The 24,356-nt window shown below is 73.5% G+C and carries 20 protein-coding genes; 5 read left to right on the top strand and 15 right to left on the bottom strand.

Going from position 1 to position 24,356, the window contains the following annotated elements; translation table 11 throughout:
• Nucleotides 1–56: 56 nt before the first annotated feature.
• Nucleotides 57–2,861 (bottom strand): ABC transporter substrate-binding protein, encoded by a 2,805-nt coding sequence (locus tag ABD817_RS14600; protein WP_344918419.1) that lies wholly within the window; start codon nt 2,859–2,861, stop codon nt 57–59.
• Nucleotides 2,862–2,957: 96 nt separating this feature from the next.
• The gene (locus ABD817_RS14595; protein WP_344918418.1) at nt 2,958–3,851 is read right to left on the bottom strand and encodes a carbohydrate kinase family protein; all 894 of its coding nucleotides are present in this window, start codon (nt 3,849–3,851) and stop codon (nt 2,958–2,960) included.
• 211 nt (nt 3,852–4,062) lie between these two features.
• On the opposite strand from ABD817_RS14595, the gene ABD817_RS14590 reads away from it, so the two are divergent.
• A complete protein-coding gene (locus ABD817_RS14590) occupies nt 4,063–6,681 on the top strand; it encodes a bifunctional acetate--CoA ligase family protein/GNAT family N-acetyltransferase (protein WP_344918417.1) in 2,619 nt (872 codons plus the stop codon).
• Here the strand turns inward: ABD817_RS14590 and ABD817_RS14585 are convergent.
• Nucleotides 6,678–7,226, bottom strand: a complete 549-nt coding sequence (locus tag ABD817_RS14585) for a hypothetical protein (protein ID WP_344918416.1) — start codon at nt 7,224–7,226, stop codon at nt 6,678–6,680. The genes ABD817_RS14590 and ABD817_RS14585 overlap by 4 nt on opposite strands.
• A gap of 479 nt (nt 7,227–7,705) precedes the next feature.
• On the opposite strand from ABD817_RS14585, the gene ABD817_RS14580 reads away from it, so the two are divergent.
• From ABD817_RS14580 to ABD817_RS14570, 3 genes are read left to right on the top strand one after another with little or no spacing between them, the layout of a single operon-like run.
• Nucleotides 7,706–8,296: a DUF5998 family protein gene (locus ABD817_RS14580; protein WP_344918415.1), complete on the top strand. Its 591-nt coding sequence runs from the start codon at nt 7,706–7,708 to the stop codon at nt 8,294–8,296.
• Entirely contained in the window at nt 8,293–9,408 is a 1,116-nt protein-coding gene (locus tag ABD817_RS14575; protein ID WP_344918414.1) for an alkaline phosphatase family protein, read from the top strand. Before ABD817_RS14580 ends, ABD817_RS14575 begins: the two co-directional genes overlap by 4 nt.
• A gap of 47 nt (nt 9,409–9,455) precedes the next feature.
• Nucleotides 9,456–10,292: a sulfurtransferase gene (locus ABD817_RS14570; protein ID WP_344918413.1), complete on the top strand. Its 837-nt coding sequence runs from the start codon at nt 9,456–9,458 to the stop codon at nt 10,290–10,292.
• Between the two features lie 60 nt (nt 10,293–10,352).
• Here the strand turns inward: ABD817_RS14570 and ABD817_RS14565 are convergent, their stop codons facing one another.
• Genes ABD817_RS14565 through ABD817_RS14550 form a run of 4 tightly spaced genes read right to left on the bottom strand, consistent with a single transcriptional unit; the run spans nt 10,353 to nt 15,005 of the window.
• Nucleotides 10,353–12,833 carry a CHAT domain-containing protein gene (locus tag ABD817_RS14565; protein WP_344918412.1) on the bottom strand — a complete coding sequence of 827 codons (2,481 nt, stop codon included), beginning with the start codon at nt 12,831–12,833 and terminating at the stop codon, nt 10,353–10,355.
• A complete protein-coding gene (locus ABD817_RS14560) occupies nt 12,834–13,298 on the bottom strand; it encodes a hypothetical protein (protein WP_344918411.1) in 465 nt (154 codons plus the stop codon). It lies immediately after the preceding gene.
• Nucleotides 13,295–13,894 (bottom strand): RNA polymerase sigma factor, encoded by a 600-nt coding sequence (locus ABD817_RS14555; protein WP_344918410.1) that lies wholly within the window; start codon nt 13,892–13,894, stop codon nt 13,295–13,297. The genes ABD817_RS14560 and ABD817_RS14555 overlap by 4 nt, the downstream gene beginning before the upstream one ends.
• Before the next feature lie 43 nt (nt 13,895–13,937).
• Entirely contained in the window at nt 13,938–15,005 is a 1,068-nt protein-coding gene (locus ABD817_RS14550; RefSeq protein ID WP_344918408.1) for a S8 family peptidase, read from the bottom strand.
• A gap of 205 nt (nt 15,006–15,210) precedes the next feature.
• Between ABD817_RS14550 and ABD817_RS14545 the strand changes: the two genes are divergently transcribed.
• The gene (locus tag ABD817_RS14545; protein ID WP_344918407.1) at nt 15,211–15,705 is read left to right on the top strand and encodes a DUF3145 domain-containing protein; all 495 of its coding nucleotides are present in this window, start codon (nt 15,211–15,213) and stop codon (nt 15,703–15,705) included.
• A gap of 476 nt (nt 15,706–16,181) precedes the next feature.
• On the opposite strand, the gene ABD817_RS14540 is transcribed toward ABD817_RS14545, so the two are convergent.
• From ABD817_RS14540 to ABD817_RS14505, 8 genes are all read right to left on the bottom strand, one after another.
• Nucleotides 16,182–17,603 (bottom strand): acyl-CoA carboxylase subunit beta, encoded by a 1,422-nt coding sequence (locus tag ABD817_RS14540; RefSeq protein WP_344918406.1) that lies wholly within the window; start codon nt 17,601–17,603, stop codon nt 16,182–16,184.
• 12 nt (nt 17,604–17,615) lie between these two features.
• Nucleotides 17,616–18,848 (bottom strand): beta-ketoacyl-ACP synthase II, encoded by a 1,233-nt coding sequence (gene fabF / locus ABD817_RS14535; RefSeq protein WP_344918404.1) that lies wholly within the window; start codon nt 18,846–18,848, stop codon nt 17,616–17,618.
• Between the two features lie 57 nt (nt 18,849–18,905).
• Nucleotides 18,906–19,145, bottom strand: coding sequence for an acyl carrier protein (locus tag ABD817_RS14530; protein WP_329084217.1), 240 nt, complete (start codon nt 19,143–19,145; stop codon nt 18,906–18,908).
• Nucleotides 19,146–19,218: 73 nt separating this feature from the next.
• Nucleotides 19,219–20,175 (bottom strand): beta-ketoacyl-ACP synthase III, encoded by a 957-nt coding sequence (locus tag ABD817_RS14525; protein ID WP_344918403.1) that lies wholly within the window; start codon nt 20,173–20,175, stop codon nt 19,219–19,221.
• Between the two features lie 7 nt (nt 20,176–20,182).
• Nucleotides 20,183–21,094, bottom strand: a complete 912-nt coding sequence (locus ABD817_RS14520; protein ID WP_344918402.1) for an ACP S-malonyltransferase — start codon at nt 21,092–21,094, stop codon at nt 20,183–20,185.
• A 117-nt stretch (nt 21,095–21,211) separates the two neighbouring features.
• The gene (locus ABD817_RS14515) at nt 21,212–22,321 is read right to left on the bottom strand and encodes a PucR family transcriptional regulator (RefSeq protein WP_344918597.1); all 1,110 of its coding nucleotides are present in this window, start codon (nt 22,319–22,321) and stop codon (nt 21,212–21,214) included.
• 346 nt (nt 22,322–22,667) lie between these two features.
• Nucleotides 22,668–23,150, bottom strand: a complete 483-nt coding sequence (locus tag ABD817_RS14510; protein WP_344918401.1) for a DUF350 domain-containing protein — start codon at nt 23,148–23,150, stop codon at nt 22,668–22,670.
• Between the two features lie 22 nt (nt 23,151–23,172).
• A complete protein-coding gene (locus ABD817_RS14505) occupies nt 23,173–24,333 on the bottom strand; it encodes a glutathionylspermidine synthase family protein (RefSeq protein WP_344918400.1) in 1,161 nt (386 codons plus the stop codon).
• Nucleotides 24,334–24,356: the final 23 nt, after the last annotated feature.

Below are 24,356 nucleotides of genomic sequence, written 5' to 3'. Positions count from 1 at the left end.
GGCCTCAGGAAGGTACGGGCCTCAGGAGGGTGCGGGCCTCGGGAAGACGCGGGTTCTCAGGAGAGCCCGAGGCCGACGTAGTCGTAGTCGGAGAAGGCGTGGCTGACGTGCACGTTGGTCAGGCGCGTGCCGCGGAGCAGGACGCGGGTGTCCCACTGCACGGGCAGCACGAGGGCCTGTTCCATGACCGTGCGGTCGACCCGCGCCCACAGCTCCTCGCGCCGGGCGGGGTCGAGCTCGGCCCCGGCCTGGTCGATGAGGTGGTCGGCCTCGGGCAGGCGCACGTTCACGTTGGAGGACAGGCCGTCCTCCAGGATCTTCCGGCTGTCCGTCAGATAGGGCAGGTAGCTGGCGCCCTCCGGCCAGTCGGCGGTCCAGGCCCGGATGGACAGGCCGATCTTCTCCTTCCTCAGATAGGCGGGGCTGCCGCCACGGTGGGCCGCGTTGCCGGCCTGGGACAGGCCCTTGAGCGTGAGCCGGATCCCGGCGCGTCCCAGGGCCGTCCTCAGGGCCTCGGCCGCCTTCCGCTCCCTGGACTGCTCGGCACGGAAGACGATCGTGGCCGCGAAGCCGCCGGGCCGCCCGCACGCGGCCAGCTGCCCGCGAGCCGCGGCCACGTCGCCCTTGCCGGTCTGGTACAGGTTCAGCGAGCGGTGTCCGGAGATGGTCGGCGGGAGCAGCCCGGTGGCGATCGTGCCCGCCCGCAGGCCACGGCCGTAGGCGTCGCGCAGGGCCTCCCGGTCCGCCGCGGCGAACACCGCCCTGCGGCAGGCCACGTTGTCGAAGGGCAGGACCTGCGGGTTGATCGCGACGTACCGCAGCCAGCCGATCGTGGGCGCGTCGGCCCGCGCCCTGAGCGCGGGATCGGCCGCGATCCGCTCGGGCAGGTTCTCGCTCGCGCCCGAGTCGAGGTCCAGGTCGAGGTCACCGGACAGGAGGCCCTTGTCGACGGCGTCCTGCTCCATGTCGAAGGTGATCTGGTAGCGGTCGGGGAGTGCCCGGCGGTTCGGGTCGGTCGCCGGAGACCAGTGGGGGTTGCGGACCAGGACGAGCCGTTTGCCCCGCTCCGCGCTCTCGAACATGTAGGGGCCCGAGGAGAGCACGTGCTTCTCGTACGCCGCGCCGGTGTCCTTCGCCTCGGGGACCGGCATGGTCTGGGGGACCTGGGCGACGTGGTCGAAGGCCCCGTGGGGCCTCCTGAGGTGGAACACGACGGTCCGGTCGTCCGGGGTGCGGATCGCCGCGTCGGTGTCCGCCTTCGGCGACGCGAAGTAGCCCCGGTAGCCCGAGGGCAGGTTCAGCAGCTCCTCGAAGTGGTACGGGCCCCGGGTGAGGGTGTCCTTGCCGATCGCGCGGAGCACGGCGTGCTTGACGTCCGCGGCGACGATCGGCGTGCCGTCCTCGTACTTCAGGCCCGCCCTGAGCCGGTACGTCCACGTCCTGCCGCCGTCACTGGGCACGCCGGGGCCCTCCGCCAGGTCGCCCACCGGTTCCCTGCCCGCGGCGCCGGGGACGGGCCGGTACATCGTCAGCGAGCGTCCGTAGAGCCGTGCGACGTTCCACATCGACGGGTAGTAGGTGTTGGCGGGGTCGAAGGAGTCGGCGACGAACCCGGCGCCGAACCTCATCGTCCCGCCCCTGCGCGCCGACGGGTTGACGACCGAGGCCGAGGCCGCGTCGAAACCGGTCGGCGCGGGCTTCGGTGTCGCCCGCGAGACGACGCCCGGCTCGCCGGAGGGCAGGACCAGCCAGGTGGCGACGCCCAGCGCGCAGGCGGTCGCCAGGGCCGAGGCGACGGCCAGGACCCTGCGGCTTCTCACCGTACCGGCGAGCCGGGAGAGGCGGCCGGGTGACGGCGGGGAGAGCCCGGCGGGAGGCATGGTGGAAGGCGTCGTGTGGGACGGCGCCGGGGACGGAACGGAGGACCGTTCCCGGAACGGAGAGACGGATCGCGGCGGGGAGGGAACGGGGGGCGGCGCCGGTGAGGGGAAAGAGGGCCGGGCCGGGGACGGCGCGCGGGGTGGCGGGGGAGACGCGACCGCCGCGGGGCCGCCGTCCGCGTTCAGCAGCATGTCGAGCACGTCGGCCGAGCCGGGGCGCGACCGGGGATCCTTGGTGAGGGCCGCGCCCAGCAGCGGGCGCAGCGACTCCGGCACGCCGGACAGGTCCGGTTCCGTGACGAGGATCCGGCGCATCACCACGGCCAGGTTGCCCAGCCCGAACGGCGGCTGCCCGGTCGCCGCGAACACCATGGTCCCGGCCCAGGCGAACACGTCGCCCGCCGGTCCCACCTCCTGCTCGTGGAACTGCTCGGGCGCCATGTAGGCGGGCGTGCCGACCAGGTCCGTGGTCAGGCTGTACGCGGAGTCCAGGGCCTTGGCGATGCCGAAGTCGATGACGCGGGGGCCGTCCGGGCCGAGCAGGACGTTGCTGGGCTTGAGGTCGCGGTGCACGATCCCGGCGCGGTGGATCGCGGCCAGCGCGGTGGCGGTGGCGACGGCCAGCCTGACCAGCGCGTACCTCTCGCGCGGGCCCTCCCTGGACACCACCTGCTGCAGCGACTCGCCGTCGACGTACTCGCTCAGGATGTACGGCCGGTCGCCGGTGGCGTCGGCCTCCAGCACCCGGGCGGTGCAGAACGGGGCGACCCGGCGGGCGGCGTCGGCCTCCCGCTGGAAGCGCCGCTTGGCCTGCGCGTCGTCCGAGAGCCTGGCGTGCAGCACCTTGAGCGCGACGCGTTCTCCCCCGGGCGTGCGCGCCAGGTAGACCACGCCCTGGCCGCCCTCGCCGAGGAATCCGACCAGCCGGTGCGGGCCGATCCGCTCCGGGTCACCCGGCCGCAGAGGGCGGGGCTCCGGCATGCGTCACTCCAGGGGGTCGCCGCGAACGTGGTCCGGCCACAGTATTGGATCTCCTACTGAAGCGGAGAATCCGGGGATACACCCCGCGCGGGCGGGTCAGAGGCGCGGCCGGGCGCCCAGGTGCGAGATGGCCCGGGAGGCCAGGTGGCAGCCGGAGGCGAGGGCCTCGGCCGGGGGCTTGCCGCCCAGCCAGGCGGGCAGGAAGCCCGCGGTGAAGGCGTCACCGGCACCGGTGCCGTCGACCACGCGCTCCACGGTCTCGGCGGGGACCTTGATCGGGTCGGGGCGGTTGTTGGCGTACCAGAGCGCGCCCTCGTCGCGGAGCTTCACGACGACCTGCGGGAACCAGGCGGTGAGGACCTTGGCGGCGGCGGCCGGGTCGTCGCGGCCGGTCAGGACCTTCGCCTGGTCGGCGTTGGCGAACAGCAGCTTGGCGCTCTGCGTCCACTCCAGGAAGGGCTCGGCGCCGGTGCGCTCCAGTGGGGCGGAGGAGGAGCAGTCGACCGAGACGGACATCCCCGAGCGGCGGGCCATCTCCAGGGCGGCCATACCGGCGTCGCGGGAACCCTCGTTGATCAGGGTGTAGCCGGACAGGTGCAGGTGCCCGCCCTGGGAGAACAGGTCGCGGGGCAGGTCCTCGGGGGACAGCGCCGCGTTCGCGCCGGGGTCGGACAGCATGGTCCGCTCGCCCTTGTGGGTGACGAGCACCACGCAGGTGCCGGTCGGGCGCTCGGGATCCATGACGAGGCGGGCGTCGACGCCGTACCCCATCAGCTCCATGTCGCGGTTACGGCCCGTGATGTCGGCGCCGCGCCGCCCGATGAAGGCGACCTCGGTGCCCTCGACGGCGAGCCAGGAGGCGATGTTGGCGCCCGAACCACCGCCGTGCATGGTGACGATCGCCGGTGTGTCGCTGGCGCGGGCCAGCGGGTAGCGAGCCCGCGCGACCGCGTCGGTCATGAGATCGCCCACCACGACCACCCGCGTCATGATGTCACCACCTTGCTGCCTTCGATGCCGACGTGCCTCTAGACATGCTTCAAGCCATACCTCTGGCCGTGCCTCTAACCGCGAAAAACTTAACAGCTTCCGGCCAGCGTATGGGGTCTTGACCGGACACCGGACCATAGTCGATGCACAAGCGTTGCGTGAATTCGTCCAGGTGGTCTGTCATGTGAGATTCGCGTCTACTCTCGGGACTGTGGAGGCTGCTCAGTACCCCGCTCACTGGGAGGCGGACGTCGTCCTGTCGGACGGCGGCACCGCCCATGTACGCCCGATCCGGCCCGCCGACGCCGACCGGTTGCGTTCCTTCTACGGCCGGTTGTCCGACGAGTCGATCTACTTCCGTTTCTTCGGTCCCCGGCCGAGGCTGTCGGAGCGGGAGATCACCTGGTTCACCAACGTCGACTACGAGAGCCGCGTGGCGCTGATCGCCACGATCGGCACCGAGATGGTGGCGGTCATCCGCTACGACCGGATCGAGCCCGGTGAGGCCGAGGTCGCCTTCCTCGTCGAGGACGCCCACCAGGGCCGCGGGGTCGCCTCCGTGCTCCTCGAACACCTGGCCGCCACCGCCAGGGAGAAGGGCATCGCCCGCTTCGTCGCCGACGTGCTGCCCGCCAACCAGAAGATGATGGCGGTGCTCAAGCAGGTCGGCTACACCGCGCAGAGCCGCTTCGCCGACGGCGTGGTCAGGATGACCCTCGACCTCACCCCGACCGAGACCGCCCAGGAGGTGACCGCCTCCCGCGAGCACCGCGCCGAGTCCCGCTCCATCGAGCGGCTGCTCTCCCCGGGTTCGGTGGCGGTCGTGGGAGCGGGCCGCGAACCGGGCGGCGTCGGCCAGACCGTGCTGCGCAACCTGCTCGGCGCCGACTTCACCGGCCCGGTCTACCCCGTGCACCGCGAGGCGCGGGCCGTCGCGGGGGTGCGGGCCTACCCGAGCGTGACGGCCATCGACGGGGAGGTGGACCTCGCCGTGCTCGCCGTACCCGCCGACGGGGTGATCGACGTGGTCAAGGAGTGCGCGGAGAAGGGCGTGCGCGGGCTGATCGTGGTCTCCTCGGGGTTCGGCGAGACCGGCGCCGAGGGCCGGGCCAGGCAGGACGAGCTGGTGCGCATCGCCCGCGCGTACGGCCTGCGGGTCGTCGGCCCCAACTGCCTCGGCGTCGCCAACACCGACCCCGCGGTACGGCTGAACGCCACGCTCGCCGCCACCCTCCCCGGGCTCGGCCGGGTCGGCTTCTTCAGCCAGTCGGGCGCCCTGGGCACCGCGTTGCTGCAGCGGGTGGCCCAGCGCGGCATGGGCATCTCCTCGTTCGTCTCGGCGGGCAACCGCGCCGACGTGTCGGGCAACGACCTGCTCCAGTACTGGGAGGAGGACCCTCGGACCGACGTGATCCTGCTCTACCTGGAGTCGCTGGGAAACCCCCGCAAGTTCGCCCGCCTCGCGCGGCGCATCTCGCGCCGCAAGCCGATCGTGGTCGTCAAGAGCGGCGGCACCACCCAGGACGTGCCCACCGGCCACGCCGCGCCCGTGCTCGGCCTGCCCGACACCGCGCTCAGCGCGCTGTTCGAGCAGGCCGGGGTGATCAGGGTCGATGACCTGATCCAGCAGTTCGACGTGGCGCAGCTGCTGGCCTACCAGCCGCTGCCGGCCGGGCCCAGGGTCGGCCTGGTCGGCAACTCCGACGCGATGGCGCTGCTGGCGGCCGACGCCTGCGTGCGGGTGGGCCTGGAGCCCCGGCCGCCGGTCAACCTCGGCGCGCGGGCCCGCGCGGAGGAGTTCGGCGCGGCGCTGGCCTCGGTGATCCCGGACGTGGACGCCGTGGTCGCGATCTACATGCCGCCCATCCCCGGCGACGGGGCCGAGGTCGCCGCCGAGTTGCTGCGCGCCTCCCGCGACTGCGGCAAACCGGTGCTGGCCACCTTCGAGGGCAGGTTCGGCATGCTCGACGAGCTGCGGGTCGGCGCCCTGCCCGGCCGGGGTTCCATCCCCTCGTACGCGGCGCCGGAGGAGGCGGTCCGCGCGCTCGCCCACGTCGTGCGGCACGCGCGCTGGCTGGAGCGGCCCGCGGGAGTGCCCGAGGAGCTCACCGGCGTCGACGCCGGCGCCGCGCGGGACCTCGTGCTCGCGACGCTCGCGGACGCCCCGGCCGAGATCGACGCCTCGGGACTGCTCGCCTGCTACGGGGTGGAGGTCTGGCCGTCGGAGACGGTGGGGTCACCGGAGGAGGCCGTCGAGGCGGCGTCGCGGCTCGGCTGGCCGGTCGTGCTGAAGGCCGCGGGCCCCGAGGCGGCCAAGCGCGCCGGGACCGTACGCCTCGGGCTGTCGGGTCCCGACGGGGTGCGCGACGCCTACGCCGACCTGACGCGCCAGCTCGAACCCGAGGCCGTGCTCGCGGTGCAGCGCATGGCGCCGCAGCCCGCGGTGCCGACCGTGGCGGGGGTGATGGACGACCCCGCCTTCGGCGCGGTGGTCTCCTTCGGGCTCGGCGAGATCACCGCGCGGCTGCTGCGCGACGAGGCGTACCGTCTGGCCCCGCTGACCAGGGAGGACGCCGTGGCGCTGGTGAGGTCGCCGCGCGCCGCGCCTCTCCTCCTCGGCGAGTACGGCTACCCGCCGGTCGCCGTCGAGGCGCTGGAGGACCTGCTGATCCGGCTCGGGCGGCTGGCCGACGACCTCCCCGAGGTGGCGCGGCTCACCCTCGACCCGGTGCTGGTGGGGGAGTCGGGGGCGATCGTGCTGGGCGCCCGCGCCGTACTGCGCAGCCACGAGGGCCCGCGCCCCGACGGCGGTCCCCGGCGCCTCGGCTAACCCGTCCGCGGGGCCGCGGGGACGATCTGGACCGTGCTGGCGACGGTGGCGGGCGCGGGACCGGTCTCCATCGCGGTTCCGACGGCCCCCGGGCCGGTCTCCGCGCCCGGGTCGATCGCGTCCGCGGCGTCCCGGGCGGCGTGGGCGGCGTGGACGGCTCTGCCGGACGCGGTCAGTGTCCCCGACGCGGTCGGCGACACGGCCACGCCGACCGTGATCCGGGGAAGCTGGAATCCGGGGGCGGCCAGGTCGCGCGTGTCGCAGTCGACGATCCCGGCCGCGATCCGGCATCTCCAGCCCGTGCCCCAGGCGCGTACCGGGGTGAGGCCCGAGGGGAAGTAGTAGGTGACCCGGGTCGGACGGGTGATCCCGGTGGAGCCGGGGCTCGCGGTGACGTCGATGGAGAACGTGCCGGTGCCGCCCGCCTCGAACGGGCCGTCGTGGACCGTGGTGAGGACCAGGTCGCCGGGGAAGCCCGCCCCCGAGGTGAGCGGGCCCGCGGCGGTCGCCGCCGCGGTCGTCATGGCGACCGTCACGATGGTCACCGGGAGGGCCGCCGCGAGGCGCGAGAGGCCGGTCCGCCGTGCCGGCCCCGTCTCACCCGGTGAGCCCGGTCGCCCCGGCCCCGCCCGTCCCGTCGAATCCGGATCCTCACCGGCCATATTCCCTCGCCCCCGATTCCGGTAGGAATTCACCGTTTCCAATTCGTTCGGAGGCGGTGAAAAGCATTCCGAGATATGTGAAACAAAGCGGGAAATGCGCGGAATCGCCCGTTGCCGCTGCCCGGGACGCCACGCGCCCGCCACCCCCATCACTGCTCCCGGTAACCCGGAAAGGATCGCGCCAAACCGATCGGAGGGGAAAGTCACCGGCAGGAACGGACCTCAGCGGGCCCCGGACCGCCCCCGATGGCGCTTTCGCGGCCGGAAGAAGGCGATGGTGGACCGCGTCACGATTTGCGCCACCGGCTGAAGCTCTGCCGCTCCCGGTGAAAGCGCTGCCCCGGACAGGGCAGGATGGACCCATGAGGGAAACCCGACTCTCGTCCGCCGGCCTGCGCGACGCCATCGACCGCAGTGGCTACTATCCCGACCTGGTCGCCGACGCGGTTGAGTCCGCGCTCGGCAAGGAGCAGGTGGACGCCTACGTCGTGCATCACGAGGCCACCTTCGACCCGGCCATGGAGGTGCGCAGGCACGTCACCGTGCTGGTGCTCTCCCCCACCCGGCTGCTCGTCTGCCACACCGACGAGCACCCCCCGGTGGAGGGGGTGTCGGCGTCGCACGCCTCCACGACCACCGAGGCCGTGCGCCTCAGCCGGATCCAGTCGGTCGCGGTCACCCGGGTCGTCCCCGACCCCGCCTCCTACGTGCCCGGAGTGCCGCCCACGGAGGTCACGCTCACCATCGGCTGGGGAGCCATCTCCCACGTCGACCTGGAGCCGGCCACCTGCGGCGACGAGAACTGCGAGGCCGACCACGGATACACCGGCGCGATCACGGCCGACGACCTCTCCCTGCGGGTGAGCGAGGCGGCCGACGGGCCGGAGGCCGTCTCCCACGTGCTGGCCTTCGCCAAGGCACTGTCGGAGGCCACCGCCCGCACCGCCTCGTGAACCCGCTGATCCCCGCGTACGGGACGGCCTCGCTCGCGGACCTCTCCTCCTCGCTGCTCGCCGCGGTCGGGATGGACGGCGACAACCCGCTGGATCTCGCCCCGGCCGGGCGGGTCCTGCTGTTCCTCGTCGACGGCATGGGCGCCGAGCTGCTCCGCGCCCACCCCGGCGTCGCGCCGTTCCTGTCCGCCATGCCCGGCGGGGTGCTCACCGCGGGCTTCCCCGCCACGACCGTGACCAGCCTGGCCAGCCTCGGCACCGGCCTGCCGCCGGGCGGGCACGGCATGCTCGGCTACCAGCTCGCCGTGCCCGGCACCGGTCACCTGCTCAACTGCCTGCGCTGGACCACCCCCGGCCCCCTCGTCGAGCCCGGCGAGTGGCAGCCGACCCCGACCGTCTACGAGCGCGCCGCGGCGGCAGGCATCCCGGTCAGCTACGTCGGCCCGGCCAAGTTCGAGACCACCGGTTTCAACAGGGCCGTCTACCGGGGCGTGCGCTTCGTCGGGGCCGACGAGGTCGACGACCGGATCGCCGGGGTCCGCCACGCGCTGGCCGAGCCCCGGGCCCACGTCTCTGTCTACTACGGAGACCTCGACTCCACCGGCCACGTCACCGGCTGGGGCTCCCCGGCCTGGCTCGACCAGCTCGCCCTGGTCGACCGGATGGCCGAGCGGCTGGCGGAGACGCTCCCGCCGGGTTCGGCGATGTACGTCACCGCCGACCACGGCATGATCAACGTCACCGACCGCGTTGACGTCGACGCCCTGCCCGCGCTGCGCGAGGGCCTCGCCCTGCTCGGCGGGGAGAGCAGGGCCCGCCACCTCTACACCGTCCCCGGCGCCTCGGCCGCGGTCCTCGACACCTGGCGCGACGTCCTCGCCGGAAGGGCCTGGGTGGTCTCCAGGAAGGAGGCGGTCGAGTCCGGCTGGTTCGGGCCGTCGGTCCGCCGGGAATGGCTGCCCAGGATCGGTGATGTCCTCGCCGTCCCGTACACCGACTGCGCCATCGTCGCCTCCGTCGCCGAGCCGCACGAGGCGGGGTTCCTCGGCTGCCACGGCTCGCTGACACCCGCCGAGCAGTACGTCCCTCTCCTGGAGACGAGCACCCGTTGACATCCTCCCCACGGCCGAAGCCGGGGGCTCCACGCTGGAGGTATCCGATGAACCCGCTGATCACTCCCGCCGAGCTGGCGGGCCTGGACGGGGTGAGCGTCCTCGACGTGCGCTGGAAGCTCGCCGTCGCGCCCACGGGACCGGCCGGGATCGACTCCTACCGCGAGGGGCACCTACCCGGCGCCGTCTTCTGTGACCTGGAGACCGACCTGGCGGCCCACGCCGGGGAGGGGGGCCGGGGAGGCCGCCACCCGCTGCCCTCCGCCGAGGCGTTCCAGGAGGCGATGCGCAGGCTCGGAGTGTCCGGCTCCCGGGGTGTCGTCGTCTACGACGGGGCCGACTCCACCGCGGCCGCCGCCCGCGCCTGGTGGCTCCTGCGCTACTTCGGCCACCCCGACGTGCGGGTCCTCGACGGCGGCCTGCGCGCCTGGGTCGCCGAGGGACGGCCGGTCTCCGTCGAGGAGAGCCGTCCCGAGCCCGGCGACTTCGAGGCGCGGCCGGGCGGGATGCCGGTGCTCGACGCCGGGCGGGCCGGTGAGCTCGCCGCCGACGGGGTGCTGCTCGACGCCCGCGCCGCCGAACGCTACCGGGGCGAGGTCGAGCCGATCGACCCGGTCGCCGGGCACATCCCGGGCGCGGTCAGCGCCCCCACCGGTGAGAACGTCGACCCCTCGGGCCGCTTCCACCTGCCCGACTTCCTGCGCGAACGCTTCAACACCCGGGGCGTCGTCCCCGGGGTGGAGGTCGGCGCCTACTGCGGATCCGGCGTGACGGCCGCGCACGAGGTGCTCGCCCTGGAGGTGGCCGGCATCCCGGCCGCGCTCTACGTCGGGTCGTGGTCCGACTGGGTGAGTGACCCCTCCCGGCCGGTCGCCACGGGCTGACCGCCCCGGGCGATCTGCGTACTCCCGACCTGACACTCCCGGCCGGCACCCGCCGGCCGGTCACTCGCGGCCGGTCACCGGTGGCCGGTCCCCGCAGCCGAAGCAGACGAAGCCCGCCACGCCGGTCCTCCCGCTCGCGACGGCGAGCGCCCGCGCGGGCGGGTCACCGGCGGCCAGCGCCCGGTGGAAGGCGGTCATCAGCGTCAGCGTCTCCTCGTCGCGCACCGGCACCAGGCTCGCCACCACGCACCGCGTCCCCAGCGACAGGAACGTGCCCGCCAGCCCCAGGGGCGCCCCGTCCGCGGGGGCGTGCGCCATCCCCGCGTCGCACGCCGACAGCACCACCAACCCGGGCGGGGTGCGCAGCCGCAGCAGGTCGTACGCCATCAGCGGGCCGTCGTCGAGGTCGATGCTCGACAGCAGGGGGCTGCGCGGCGAGAACATCCCGTGCGTGGCCAGGTGGGCCACGTCGGCCCGCTCCAGCGCCGCCATCACCTCCGCCCGCCGCGCCGCCACCCGCTCGGTACCCCGATGGCACCCGCCGACCATGCGGGCCTCGGCCTCGGCGTACCGCAGCCCCGGCCCGGCCACCGCCACCGGCACCGCCGTGCCCCTCCCGTCCCGTACGGCCGGCACCCGCCGCCCGGCCAGCCAGGCGGCGGCGCTCGCCGCCACGGTCACCGGCCGGTCGGCGTTCATCGGCAGCAGCGGCCAGGGCAGGGTGTGCAGCGTCCCGGTCGGCACGATCACCAGCGGCCGGTCGCCCAGCCGGTCACGCAGCGGGCCGAAGAGGAGCCGCTCCAGCTCCGCGGCCTCCGTGCCGGGCTCGGGGGCATTCCCGTCGAGCAGGTGCGCCCTGCGCAGCCCGTACCGGAGGCGGACGGTGGCCTCGGCGACGACGGGGAACGGGCCGAGGCGGCGCAGCGTCACCCGGTCCCGGGTGACCACGACGGCGACCAGGTCGCCCTCGTGGCGGACGAACTCCACCAGGACCGACTCCCCGAGCGCCGCCCGCAGCGCGGCCGGGCGGGGCGCGAGCGGCCGGCCCGCACCCCCGGTGACCGCCCGCCACCGCTCGGCCCAGGCCAGGACCGCGCGGCCCCGCCCGGTCCGCATGGCGAGGGCGAGCCCGAACCCGGCCAGCGGCTCGCCCGCCCTGGCGGCGTGCGCGCGGACCACCGGATCCTCGAACGTCCTCGTCCCGGCGCCCACCTCCGCCAGACCGGCCAGCACCGCGGCGAACGCCCCCCGCCGGTCTCCCGCCAGGGAGCGCAGCAGCGCCGTCGCCTGGAGGGCGACCACCCCTCGGCCCGAGCGGGCGAGCAGGGCGAGCTGGTGCTCGGCGGCCGGCCGGTCGCCCAGACTGAGCGAGACCTCGGCGGAGGTGAGCCTGAGCGCCGCCGAGGTGTCCCCGTGCCCGGCGGCGTCGAGGGCGTCGGCACACGAGAGCATCGCCGCGGGCAGCTCCGCCGTGGGCGGCTCCAGCGCGAGCCGGGCCCGCAGGAGGATCTCCTCGGCGACCGGCGCCAGGACCGCCCGCCCCTGCGCGGCCAGCTCGCGGGCGGCCAGTTCCGCGCTCTCCCGGGCGCGGCGCGGGTCACCGGTGCGCAGCTCGACCCTGGCGAGCAGCAGGAGGGCCTCGGCCAGCGCCGTCCCGGCGCCCGCCGCCGCCAGCTCGGGAACCGCCATCTCCAGCAGGACCCGCGCCTCGCCGGGCAGGTGGGCGGAGATCAGGGCCTCGGCCAGGTCGCAGCGCACCGTCGCGAGCCGCTCGGGATAGCCGACCAGGACGTCCTCGGCGCGCCGGTAGGCGCTGAACGCGGCGGCCAGGTCACCGCGCCGCGCGGCCAGGAACGGCAGGTTGCCCTCGGCGAGCGCGAGGACGTGTTCCAGGCCCGCGTCCCTCGCCAGCTCCGCGCACCGGCTCAGGTCGGCCTCCGCCGCCCCGAACTCCCCGAGGAACACCCGGGCGAGCCCGCGGTTCAGCATCGCCCCGGCCAGGAACCTGACGTCGCCGCCGAGGACGGGCACCGCCCGGTCGCAGTGGTCGACGGCCTCGCGGTAGCGGCCGAGCCGCGCCAGGGCCACGGCCCGGTGCACGCCCAGCTTGCCCACCTCCGCCGGGGTGAGGCCGGGCTCGGCGTCCGCGGCGACGGCGAGCGCCTGCTCCGGGTGGCCCAGCTCCGTACGGACGTGGACCAGCGACAGCCGCGCCTGGGCCGCCCGGTGCGGCAGCCCCGCCGAGAGCGCGATCCGCACCGCCCGGCGCAGCCGCTCCTCGGCGAACGGCAGGTCGCCCAGCTCGCGCGCCGCCACCGCCAGCGCCCGGTGCGCCACCGCCTCGGCCTCGCAGTGCCCGCACCCCGCGAGGCGCGCCGCCGCGCCGCCCTCCGGGGCACCCGCCCGGCAGGACGCGGGGAGCGAGGGGAGCGCCGCCAGCGCGGCCAGCACGGTGCGGGCGAGAGCGAGGGCGCGGGCCGGGTCGCTGCCCGAGAGGTCGACCGCGTGCTCGGCGTCGGCGAGTGCCTCGTCGAGGGTCACCTACGGGCGGATCCGGGTCCAGCTGGTGACCACGGGGGAGTCACCGGGCCGGTGGCACACCACGCTGAACCAGCCCGGCGGCAGACCGGTGACCGCGAACTGGCCCGCCGGGGACAGCGCGCGCGACTCGGTGAGGTGCGGGGTGCGGATCTCCACCAGCGCGCCTGCCTCGGGGCAGGGGGAGACCTGGCCCGCGAGGTCGACCAGGCCGTCCAGGGAGGTGATCTCCAGCTCCACCGTGAGCTCGGCGGCGGTGAACCTCAGCAGCCGGGGCTCCTCGGCGGACCGGACACCTCGCGGCGCGGGCGTGGCCACGGGGCGGGCCGTGGTGGCGCCGGGCAGCCGCAGGCCGAAGGCCGCGCGGGCGGCGGCCGTCACCCGCGCGGGCACCGGGTCGCTCCCCGAGGCCAGACGCAGCGCGGCTATCAGGGACTCGTCGTCGATCGCCGTCGGATGTCGCGTCACGGTGTCGCCTCCCGGGCGGTGAGCATGGTGCGGAGTCGGTTCAGGCAGCGGCCCCGGGTGGGGCCGTAGCTGCCGCTGGGCATGCCCAGGCGCCCGGCCAGCTGGTGGACGCCCGCGTCGGGGGCCGTGGCCATCAGCCGGAACAGCGACCGGCACGGCTCCTGCATCTCGTCGACGGCCTGCCACAGGCGGCGGGCCTCGTCGGCGCTCAGCACGGTCAGCGCGGGGTCGGCGTGGGCGTGCCCGGCGCCGGCCGGGGCGAGCCGCGCGTGCTCGGCGCCGGTGTGCTCGGCGGGGTCGGCGACCAGCCGCTCGCCCCGGTGCCGCCGGCTCAGGAGGGACGCCTCGCGCTTGGCCGTGGTGAACAGCCAGGGACCGATCCTGTCGAGGTCGCGGATGGTGTGCAGGCTCTCCAGCAGCCGCAGCCAGGTGCCCTGCACCGCGTCGGCGGCGTCCGCCGGGCTCAGGTCGTAGGCGCGCACGGCCGACCACAGCAGCCCCGTGAAACGGGTGACCAGCGCGTCCCAGGCCGCCTGGTCGTCCACCGGGACGGCGTCGATCGTGCGCTGGTCGCTCACCGGCACCTCCAGAGCCACGGAGAACACTCTGCGTGTCCGTGTGAAGACTTTGGGTGAGACTTTAGCCGGGCATGGGCACGACGACTCCCAAATCGGGGATCCGCCTGGTCCCCGCCGGGTCGAGGACGTGCTTCACGGCCTCGGGGGAGGGCCGGTCCGCGCACGCCGCGGCGATCGCCCCGCTCACCAGGGCGGTGGCGAAGGAGGTCCCGCTCCAGCGCGCGTAGCCGTCGAACGCCCCGTGTTCGAGGAAGGTGCTGGACAGCCACTCGCCGGGGGCGCACGCGTCCACCCACGGGCCGTACGCCGAGAACGGGGCCCTCGTCCTCCCCTCCGCGTCCAGTGCTCCGACGGCGATCACCCCGGGTGACGCGGCGGGCCAGAAGGGGCGGTCGGAGGCGGTGTTACCCGCGCAGGCCACCGTGACCGTACCGGCCAGTCCCTCCAGGGCGGCCTCCAGGAGCGGGGAGGGTTGGTCGTCGAAGGTGTGCCCGCCGAAGGACAGGTTGAGCACCTGGGGCGGGTCGGCCCGCAGCCGCTCCAGGAGGCGCAGCAGTCCGGCCTCGTCCCCGACACCGTGGCCGTCCAGCACCCGGATCGGCCGCAGCCGCGCCAGCGGGGCGGACCGCAGGATCAGCCCGGCGATGAACGTGCCGTGCCCCGCCTGGAGGTCCATCTCGCCGTCGCCGTCGGAGTCGGGCACCTCGTCGGTCTCCCGGCCCCGCTCCAGGAACCACGGGCTCTCCCGCCACCACGGGTGTTCCGCGAGGCCGGTGTCGGCCAGCGCCACCGTCACGGCGTCCGCCGCGCGCCCGGCCGGGACGGGCTCGGGCGCCGGGAGGGCGGCGCGGGGGAAGGGCCGGGAGGCCGGGCCCCCGAAGTAGAGCGGCTGGCCCGTCAGGACGTGGTTGGGGGAGGCGCGCACGCCCCGCGCCCGTACCGACGCCACCAGGTCGCAGACGTCCACGCCCGGCGAGAGCCGCACCCGGTAGATTCCCCCGATCTCGGTGACCGCGTCGGCCCAGCGGGCGGTGGTCGCGAGGCCCGAGGCGTCGGTCAGCATCTGGCCCTTCCTGATCAGGGCGGGCGAACCGGGGATGGGTTCGACCCGTTCGATACCGGTATTCATCTGGTCCTCCGGGGGCGCTCACCAGTTCACGGGGTTTTCTTCATTCCCGAGGATGCCCTGGCCAAGTGCCCGCGGCACAACATCTCGGTATGACCCCCCTCTGGTGCGACGTCACGACCGACGGTAGTCTCTCCTTCAGTCACTTGTGATCATCCTGGTACGAGGCCGTTGGGGAAGGCGCACCTCGTACGAAACGGGAGGTCCGGTGTCTGCTCGTGGCGTGCTTTACGTCCACTCGGCTCAGCCTGCGCTATGCCCTCATATTGAATGGGCGGTCGCAGGTGTCCTTGGCGTGCCCGTAGATCTGACCTGGACTCCGCAGCCCGCCGCGCCCGGTCACGTGCGCGCGCAGGCCGAGTGGGAGGCCCGTGTCGGTACCGCGGCGGCCATCACCTCGTCGCTGATGGGCTGGCAGCGGATCCGCTTCGAGATCACCGAGGACGCCTCGCCGGGTGCCGACGGGACCAGGCACGCCTACACCCCCTCCCTCGGCGCCTTCACGGCAGTGGTCGGGGCCAACGGCGACATCCTGATCCCGGAGGACCGGCTGCGCTCGGCCATGCTGATGGCCCGCCAGGGCCGCGTGGTGCTGGAGGAGGAGCTCGACCGCCTGCTGGGCAAGCAGTGGGACGCCGAGCTTGAGTCGTTCCGCTACGCGGGCGAGGGCGCTCCGGTCCGCTGGCTGCACGCCGCCGTCTGATCGGGCGTGCCCCGCGGGGCACGCCCGATCCCTCGCGCTGTACGGACGTCCCGGACCCGGGTTTGGAACGTGCCCGCCCGGCCGCTCCGCCCCGGGCGAGGTGCCCGCGGCGGTGTCCTCACAGGCCGTCGAGTCCTTCGGCTCCTCGCGCTTTTCGTACGCGGGGCCTCCGCCTGGTCCAATGCGGCGTGAAGACCCCGCGCCTCTCGTACGCCGGGCCTCCGCGGGCTTCCGGCGTCCCTGACCGTCCGGCCCCGGGGGACGGCGTCACCGCGTCGAGGATTCCCTCCGCGGGGGAAGAGCGGAGGATTTCCCGGCGGTGAGGACTCCCGGGCGGAGGTTCCCGAGGAGGGATTCTCGAAGGGAGATTTCCGAGGAGATTTCCGAAGGGGAGGTTCCCGGCGGGGGAGAGGGCGGCGGAAAAGCGGGCGAGCCCCCGCCGGCGACCGGTGGGGGCTCGTCGGAAGGCCGGGGTGTCAGAGGGGGATGTTGCCGTGGGCACCCCTGGCGGGGGTCGCCTGGGCCAGGACCCTGGCGATGGCGCCCCTGGTCTCCTCGGGCTTGACGACCTCGTCGACCACGCCGAGCTCGATGGCCCGGTCGAGGCCACCGGCGAGGATCTCGTGCTCCGCGGCGAGCCTGGCCTCCAGGTCGGCGCGCTCCTCCTCGGGGGCGGCGGCGAGCTCGCGGCGCTTGAGGACGCGGACCGCGGCGACCGCGCCCATGACCGCGATCTGGGCCGTCGGCCAGCCGAACACCCTGGTCGCGCCCAGTGAGCGGGAGTTCATCGCGACGTAGGCGCCGCCGTAGGCCTTCCTGGTCACCAGGGTGATCCGCGGCACGGATGCCTCGGCGAAGGCGTGCAGGAGTTTGGCGCCTCGGCGGACCACGCCGTCGTGCTCCTGCCCGACGCCCGGCAGGTAGCCGGGCACGTCCACCAGCACGACCAGTGGCACCCCGAAGGCATCGCACATCCGGACGAACCGTGCTGCCTTCTCCGCCGAGGCGGAGTCGAGGCAGCCGCCCAGGCGCAGCGGGTTGTTGGCCACCACGCCCACGGTCCGGCCCCCGAGGCGGCCCAGGGTGGTGACGACGTTGGGCGCCCACTTGGCGTGCAGCTCCACGCCCGGCTCGTCGAGCAGGCCCGTGACGAGCGGCTTCACGTCGTAGGCGCGGCGCACGTTGTCGGGCAGCAGGCCGGAGAAGTCGACCTCCTCGACGTCGGCGCGCACCCGGCCCTGGTGGCCGAGGAGCACCGCGAGCCGGCGGGCCTGCACGTAGGCGTCCGTCTCGGTCTTGGTGACCACGTGCACGACGCCGCTGCGCTTGCTGTGCGGCTCGGGGCCGCCCAGGGCGGCCATGTCGATCTGCTCGCCGGTGACGCTGCGGACCACGTCGGGGCCGGTGACGAAGATGCGGCCCGCGTCGGCCAGGATCACGATGTCGGTCAGCGCCGGGCCGTACGCGGCACCGCCCGCGGCGGGGCCGACGACCACGGACAGCTGCGGGACCACGCCGGAGGCGCGGGTCATCGCGGCGAAGACGCGGCCGACCGCGTGCAGCGACTCCACGCCCTCGGCGAGGCGGGCGCCGCCGGAGTGCCAGACGCCGATGACGGGAATCCGCTCGCGGACCGCGACGTCGTAGGCGTGCACGATGTGCTCGCACCCCTCGCCGCCCATCGCACCGCCCTGGACCCGGGGGTCACTGACGAACGCGACGACCGGCACACCCTCCACGCGGCCCGTCGCGGAGAGGACGCCGCTGCGGTCGACCGGCGAGATCAGACGTAGCGAGCCCTCGTCGAGCAGAGCGGAGAGACGCACCTGGGGGTCACGGGGATCAAGAGGCTCCTGGTCGGAGTCCTCGCTCACCCCCCTGTTGTCGAGCACGGTCATCACGAGCTCCTGTCAGATGCTGGTGAAGGCCACGGCGACGTCGTGCCCGCCGAACCCGAAGGAGTTGTTGATCGCGGCGATCTGGCCGTCGGGCAGGGCGCGGGGCTCGCCGCGCACGATGTCGACCTCGATGCCGTCGTCAAGGTCGTCCACGTTGATCGTTCCGGGCGCGCGGCGCTCGTGCAGGGCGAGGACGGTGAAGACGGACTCGATGCCACCGGCGCCGCCGAGCAGGTGACCGGTCATCGACTTGGTGCCGCTGACCAGCGGGTGGTCGCCGATGACCTCCTTGATCGCCATCGTCTCCACGACGTCGCCCGCGGGGGTGGAGGTGGCGTGCGCGTTCACGTGCTTGATGTCCTGGCCGGTGAGGCCGGAGTCCTCCAGGACGCGGCGCATGGCGAGGATGACCCCGGCGCCGGTCGGCTCGGGCTGCGCGATGTGGTGGGCGTCGGCCGAGTAGCCGACACCGGCGGCCACGGCGTAGATCGTGGCGCCGCGCGCGCGGGCGTGCTCCTCGGACTCCAGGACGAGGATCCCGGCGCCCTCGCCGAGGACGAAGCCGTCGCGGCCCTTGTCCCACGGCCTGGAGGCGCGCTGCGGCTCGTCGTTGCGGGTGGACATGGCGCGCATGGCCGCGAAGGACCCGATGTTCAGCGGGTGGATGGCCGCCTCGGTGCCGCCGGCCACGACGACGTCGGCCCGGCCGGAGCGGATCATCTCGATGGCGTACCCGATCGACTCGGCGCCGGTGGCGCAGGCGCTCACCGTGGCGTGGACGCCGGCGCGCGCGCCGACCTCGATGCCGATCCAGCCCGCCGAGCCGTTCGGCATCAGCATGGGGACGGTGAACGGTGAGAGCCGCTGCCAGCCCTTCTCCTTGAAGGTGTCGTAGGCGGCGAGGATCGTGGTGATGCCCCCGATACCGCTGCCCACGACGACGCCGAGCCGCTCGGGGTCGACCTTGTCGATCGCGGCGTGCGCCCACGCCTCACGGGCCGCGACCAGGGCGAACTGCTCGGCCCGGTCCAGCCGCCGGGACTCCGGCCGGGGCAGGACCTCGGTCGGGTCCACGGCGGAGAAGGCGGCGAACTTCACCGGGACGGAGTCCACCCAGTCGGCCGTGATGTCGCTGACCCCCGACTGACCGGCGAGGAGCGCCGACCAGGTCGAGGCGACGTCTCCACCGAGGGGCGTGGTCGCGCCGAGCCCGGTGACGACGACGCGTACCTGGTCTGTACTCACTGCTGCGCTCCTTGTGAATCGCTGGTCAAACTGGTTTGGGGAAAGAGCCGGGACGTCTCAGTTCTGGATGAAGTTGATGACGTCCTTGACGGTCTTGAGGTGCTTGAGCTGGTCGTCCGGGATCTCGACGCCGAACTCGTCCTGAGCGGCGACGGCGATCTCGACCATGGACAGCGAGTCGATGTCGAGGTCGTCGACGAAGCTCTTCTCCGGGGTGACCTCGGTGGCCGGGATCCCGGTGATCTCGTTGATGATCTTGCCGACGCCGGCGAGGATCTCCTGCTCGGTCAGAGCCATGTCGGGTGTTCTCCTTGGAATCTTGGAATCGTGGTTCTTCTGGTATCCCGTGCGGCGGGGCCGCACGGAAGCTTCAGGGGATCTCGACGACCTGGCCCGCGTAGGTCAGGCCCGCGCCGAAGCCCAGCAGCAGGGCGAGCCCGCCCGACTGGACCTCGCCGCGCTCGATCATCCGCGACAGGGCCAGCGGGATCGAGGCGGCGGAGGTGTTGCCCGCCAGGACGATGTCCTTGGCGATGACGGCGTTGTCCGCGCCGAGCCTGCGGGCGATCGTCTCGATGATGCGGAGGTTGGCCTGGTGGGGGACGAAGGCCGCGAGGTCGGCCGGGTCCACCCCGGCACGGTCGCAGATCTCCTTGGCGACGGGGTGAAGCGCGGTGGTCGCCCAGCGGAACACCGTCTGGCCCTCCTGGTGCAGGAAGGAGTCGCGGTCCTTGATGATGATCGCGTCGAACTTGTCGCCGGCGCTGCCCCACACCACGGGACCGATGCCCGGGGTGTCGGAGGGGCCGACGACCGCGGCGCCCGCGCCGTCGGCGAAGATCACCGCGGTGGCCCGGTCGGTCCAGTCGATCCACTGGGAGAGCTTCTCGGTGCCGACGACGAGCACGTTGGTCGCCGAGCCGGCGCGGATCGCGTCGTTGGCGAGCGCGAGCGCGTAGCAGAAGCCCGAGCAGGCGGTGTTGACGTCGAACGCGCCGGGGGCGTCGATGCCCAGCCGGGTGGCCACCCGGCCGGCGGCGTTGGGGATCTGTGTCTCCAGCGTGCAGGTGGCGACGATCACCAGGTCGATGTCGGAGACCGCCAGGCCGCTCGCGGCGAGGGCCTTGCCGCCCGCCTGCACGGCCAGGTCGATCTCGGACTCGTTGTCCGGGGCGATCCGGCGCTCCTTGATGCCGACGCGGCTCTGGATCCACTCGTCGTTGGTCTCCATGGTCGCCGACAGGTCGTGGTTGGTGACCACGTTGGAAGGCTGGTAGTGGCCGAAGGCCAGGATCTTCGCGCCGGGCGCGCCCTGTGAGGTCTTCATTCGTCGATCACCGCTCCTCAGGTGACTCAAGGGCGGCTCGCGCGGCCTCCAGGTCGTCGGGGGTCTTCAGGGCGACGGTCCTCACCCCGCGCAGAGCGCGCTTGGCCAGGCCGGTGAGCGTGCCGCCGGGGACGAGCTCGATCATCGTGGTGACGCCGCGCTCGGCCATCGTGGTCATGCAGGCGTCCCAGCGCACCGGGTTGGCGACCTGGGTGACCAGGCGCTCCATGAACTCGGCGCCGCTCGTGACCGCCGAGCCGTCGCTGTTGGACAGCAGCGTGACGACGGGGTCGGCCGGGGTGAGACCCGCGGTGGCCTCGCGCAGGCGGCTGGCCGCGGAGGCCATGTGCGCGGTGTGGAACGCGCCGGCGACCGACAGCGCGATCACCCGGGCCCGCGCGGGCGGCTCGGCCTTGAAGGCCGCGAGCTGCTCCAGCGTGCCGCCGACCACGATCTGCCCGGCGCCGTTGATGTTGGCGGGGGTGAGCCCCTTGTCGGCGATGGCCGCGAGGACCTCCTCCTCGACGCCGCCGAGGACGGCGGACATGCCGGTCTCGGTGATGGTCGCGGCCTTGGCCATGGCCTGGCCGCGCTCGCGGACGAGGCCGACGGCCTGTTCGGGGGTGATCACCCCGGCCAGCGCGGCGGCGGTGAACTCACCCACGCTGTGCCCGGCGACGAGGTCGGGGGAGGCCCCGAGCACCTCGGCGACGGCGAGCCCGGCGGCTACGAGGAGTGGTTGCGCGACGGCGGTGTCACGGATCTCGTCCGCGTCGGCGGTGGTCCCGTAGGCGATCAAATCGAGGCCGGCCAGCTCCGACCACGCGGTCAGCCGATCGGCCACGCCCGGTAGTTCGAGCCATGGACTGAGAAAGCCTGGTGTCTGGGCACCCTGGCCCGGAGCGACGATGACGAGCACAAAATCCAGCCTGCCCTGTAGAGGTTCAATACATGGATAGAGATCCAGACGAAGTTTGTCCCCACTTCTTTGTAGGGAACCTACAGTGGGAGTTTCACAAAGGTTAAGTAAAGGACTTTAGGTCACCGGCGTTTCGGACAGACGCCCGAGAATCAGCCCCACCTGGAGAGTGAAGGCGGATCGCCCCTCGGTCGGCTGGTAGCCGGTCAACTCCGTGATCTTACGCAGACGGTAGCGCACCGTGTTCGGGTGGACAAACAGCAGGCGGGCCGTCGCCTCCAGGGACGTGCCCTGCTCCAGGTAGGTCGCGAGGGTGTCGAGAAGCGGCGTGCCGATCAGCGGCAGATAGACGTTCTCGATCAGCTGTGCCCTGGCGTCGCCGTCGCCGTCGATGGCCCGTTCGGCGAGCAGGTCCTCGGCGAGGACCGGCCTGGGCGCGTCCGGCCACCCCGCGGCGGCCCGCAGCCCGGCCATCGCCGCCCGCGCCGAACTGGCGGCCGAGTGCAGGTCGGCCACCTCGGGCCCGATCACGATCGGACCGGCGCCGAAGCGCGGCACCACGTGCCTGGCCGCCGCGGCGACGCTGTCGGCCCCGCCCACGATCACGATCAGCCGGTCGCCCTGCACCCCGGCCAGCATGTCCAGGCCCGACCTGCGACCCCGGTCGCGCAGCGCGTCGATGACCGCCTGCGGGTCGTCGTCCGGGGTCTGCCCGGCCAGCACCACGACGGGGGCGGAGGTCCAGCCGAGCGCGGCGGCCCACGAGTGCAGGCCGTCGTCGACCTCGCCCCTGACCAGGGCGTCCACGATCAGCGCCTCCAGCCGCGCGTCCCACGCCCCGCGGGCCTCGGCCTCCCGCGCGTACACCTGCGCGGCGGCGAACGCGACGTCGCGGGTGTAGCGGAGCATCGCCTGCTGGAGCTGGTCCTCCCCGCCGGGCGCGGCCAGCTCCCCGGTCTGCGCCTCGACCACCTCGACCACGACCCGCACGATGTCGACGGTCTGCTGCAGCGAGATGGACCGCTTCAGCTCCCTGGGCGCGGTGCCGAAGAACTCGATGCTGGGCGTCGGGCGGCCCTCGCCGGCGTGCTGGAACCACTCCACGAACGCGGCGATCCCGGCCTGGGCGACGAGCCCGACCCAGGACCTGTCCTCGGCCGACAGGGCGCGGAACCACATCAGCCGGTCGTCCATGCGGGACATGGCGGCCGTGCCCAGCGTGCCCATGGCCCGCTCCAGCCGGCGCGTGGTGTCCTCCCGGACCCGGTCGGAGTCGGGATCCCTCCCGTCCTCCCCGGTCACGACGTCGCTGTGCCTGAACGCTCGCTCGCTCCGTTCCCTCACGCCACTAAGAGTGCCAGGTCGCGGGAGATGCGCCAGCCGCGGTTCCGGACAGCGCGCGCCCTCCGATGCTGTACGTCCCGCACGACCGGGTCCCGTGTGTCCGGCCGTGCTCTGTCTCGTACGCTCGTATCCCGCGTGTCCTGTCACGTCCCGTCTTGTGATCCCGTATCCCGCGTGTCCGTCGAGACGCGGGCGCGCGGGACGCGCCAGGGGTGGCCGGCGTGCGGGCTCAGACGACCGCGACGGCGGTGATCAGCCCGATGGCCAGGTGGGTGACCGCGAGCAGCCGGGCGCCCGGCTGGAGCTCCGTCTCCGTGACCAGCTCGCGCACCGAGATGCCCGCCACCTTGTCGAACGCGACCATCGCCACCGTCTGCACGGCGATGCCGACCAGGCCGAAGACCAGCGTCGCGAGCAGGCCCTCGTGCAGGGCGCCGCCCGAGGACCAGATGGAGGCCGCCACGATCAGCCCGACGGCCGCGAGCCCGGAGCCGGTGAGCAGGGTCGCGTTGGGGTTGCGCTCCTCCTTGATGAGCCTGCTGAGCTTGCCGGGGATGACCAGGTCGATCACGTAGAAGCCGATGATGAGCAGGATCACGCCGAGGGCGGCGTACGAGACGATCGCGAGCGCGCCGCGCCCGAGGATCTCGGCGAGCGAGAGCGTCACGTCGGGCAGCGCGGGCGGCGTGGGCGGCAGGGGGGTGGGACTCATGTGTTGTTTCTCTTTCCGGGACTCAGAGTTCGATGCGGTGCGGGACGAATGACGACGTGTCGTCGGTGATGAACCCCGAGGTCTCGCGGATGCCGACACCCGCCGCCTCGTCGTGGACGACCCAGGCGCCGAGCACCGGACGCCAGCCCTCGAAGAGGGGCAGCGCCTGGAACTCCTGGTAGACGTATCCCTCGGCGCCGTAGCCGCCGGAGGTCTCGACGTGCTCGCCGGGGCTGACGATCCTCATGTTGGCGCCCTCGCGGCCGAGCAGCGGCTTGACGATGTACGAGGACAGGTCGCGGGGGCCGTCGAGGTAGGCGGGCAGCAGGTTCGGGTGCCCCGGGTACAGCTCCCAGAGCACCGCGAGCAGCGCCTTGTTGGACAGCAGCATCTTCCACAGCGGCTCGATCCAGGTCGTGGAGACCTGCTGGCGCACCGCCCGCGTCCCGAACGGGTCGGCGACGGCCCACTCCCACGGGTACAGCTTGCAGAGCGAGCGGATCACCCTGCGCTCCATGTCGACGAAGCGGAGGTTGAGGTCGTCCCAGCCGATGTCCTCCATGGCCACCGCGACGGTCTTGAGCCCGGCCTGGTCGGCGGTCTCCTGCAGGTAGGCGAGGGTCATCACCTCCTCGCCTGACTCGTCCATGTTGGTCCAGGCGAAGTGCGTGGGCCCGGTGGGCAGGCCGGTCGAGATCTGCTGCCACCTGGCGATCAGCCGCTCGTGGATGGAGTTCCACTGGTCGTCGTCGGGGTAGCGGTCGCGCAGCCAGAACCACTGCACCACCGAGCTCTCCAGGAGGCTGGTGGGGGTGTCGGCGTTGTACTCCAGCAGCTTGGCGGGGCCGGTCCCGTCGTAGCGCAGGTCGAAGCGGCCGAACAGGTGCGGGTCGTTCCGCTCCCAGGAGGCGGCGATCTCCGGGGCCACCCACCGCGGGATCGCGAAGTCGGCGTAGCGGTCCCTGGTGACGACGTGCTCCACGGCGTGCAGGCACATCCGGTGCAGCTCCTCGACCTGGTTCTCCAGGTCGAGGACCTCGTCCATGGAGAAGACGTACTGGACGGCCTCGTCCCAGTACGGGCGGTCGAGGCCCTCGGGGTGCGCGGAACGGTGGTAGGCCAGGCCGTGGCCCTCGATGACGCTCTCCCAGTCGTCGCGGGGGAGCGAGGTCTCGCGTCTCATCTCCTGCTCACCTGTTGCTCATC

The sequence above is a fragment of the Streptosporangium oxazolinicum genome, assembly GCF_039537505.1.
Taxonomy (GTDB): Bacteria; Actinomycetota; Actinomycetes; order Streptosporangiales; family Streptosporangiaceae; genus Streptosporangium; species Streptosporangium oxazolinicum.
Note: the sequence above shows the minus strand (reverse complement) of the source record. Positions and strands in the feature narration are given on the sequence as shown.

Bases quoted from the DNA above. Each gene is read 5' to 3' on its own strand.
- ABD817_RS14600 (WP_344918419.1), bottom strand. From the start codon at position 2,861: ATGCCGGAGCCCCGCCCTCTGCGGCCGGGTGACCCGGAGCGGATCGGC.
- ABD817_RS14595 (WP_344918418.1), bottom strand. From the start codon at position 3,851: ATGACGCGGGTGGTCGTGGTGGGCGATCTCATGACCGACGCGGTCGCG.
- ABD817_RS14580 (WP_344918415.1), top strand. From the start codon at position 7,706: ATGAGGGAAACCCGACTCTCGTCCGCCGGCCTGCGCGACGCCATCGAC.
- ABD817_RS14570 (WP_344918413.1), top strand. From the start codon at position 9,456: ATGAACCCGCTGATCACTCCCGCCGAGCTGGCGGGCCTGGACGGGGTG.
- ABD817_RS14550 (WP_344918408.1), bottom strand. From the start codon at position 15,005: ATGAATACCGGTATCGAACGGGTCGAACCCATCCCCGGTTCGCCCGCC.
- ABD817_RS14540 (WP_344918406.1), bottom strand. From the start codon at position 17,603: ATGACCGTGCTCGACAACAGGGGGGTGAGCGAGGACTCCGACCAGGAG.
- ABD817_RS14530 (WP_329084217.1), bottom strand. From the start codon at position 19,145: ATGGCTCTGACCGAGCAGGAGATCCTCGCCGGCGTCGGCAAGATCATC.
- ABD817_RS14525 (WP_344918403.1), bottom strand. From the start codon at position 20,175: ATGAAGACCTCACAGGGCGCGCCCGGCGCGAAGATCCTGGCCTTCGGC.
- ABD817_RS14515 (WP_344918597.1), bottom strand. From the start codon at position 22,321: ATGGGCACGCTGGGCACGGCCGCCATGTCCCGCATGGACGACCGGCTG.
- ABD817_RS14510 (WP_344918401.1), bottom strand. From the start codon at position 23,150: ATGAGTCCCACCCCCCTGCCGCCCACGCCGCCCGCGCTGCCCGACGTG.
- ABD817_RS14505 (WP_344918400.1), bottom strand. From the start codon at position 24,333: ATGAGACGCGAGACCTCGCTCCCCCGCGACGACTGGGAGAGCGTCATC.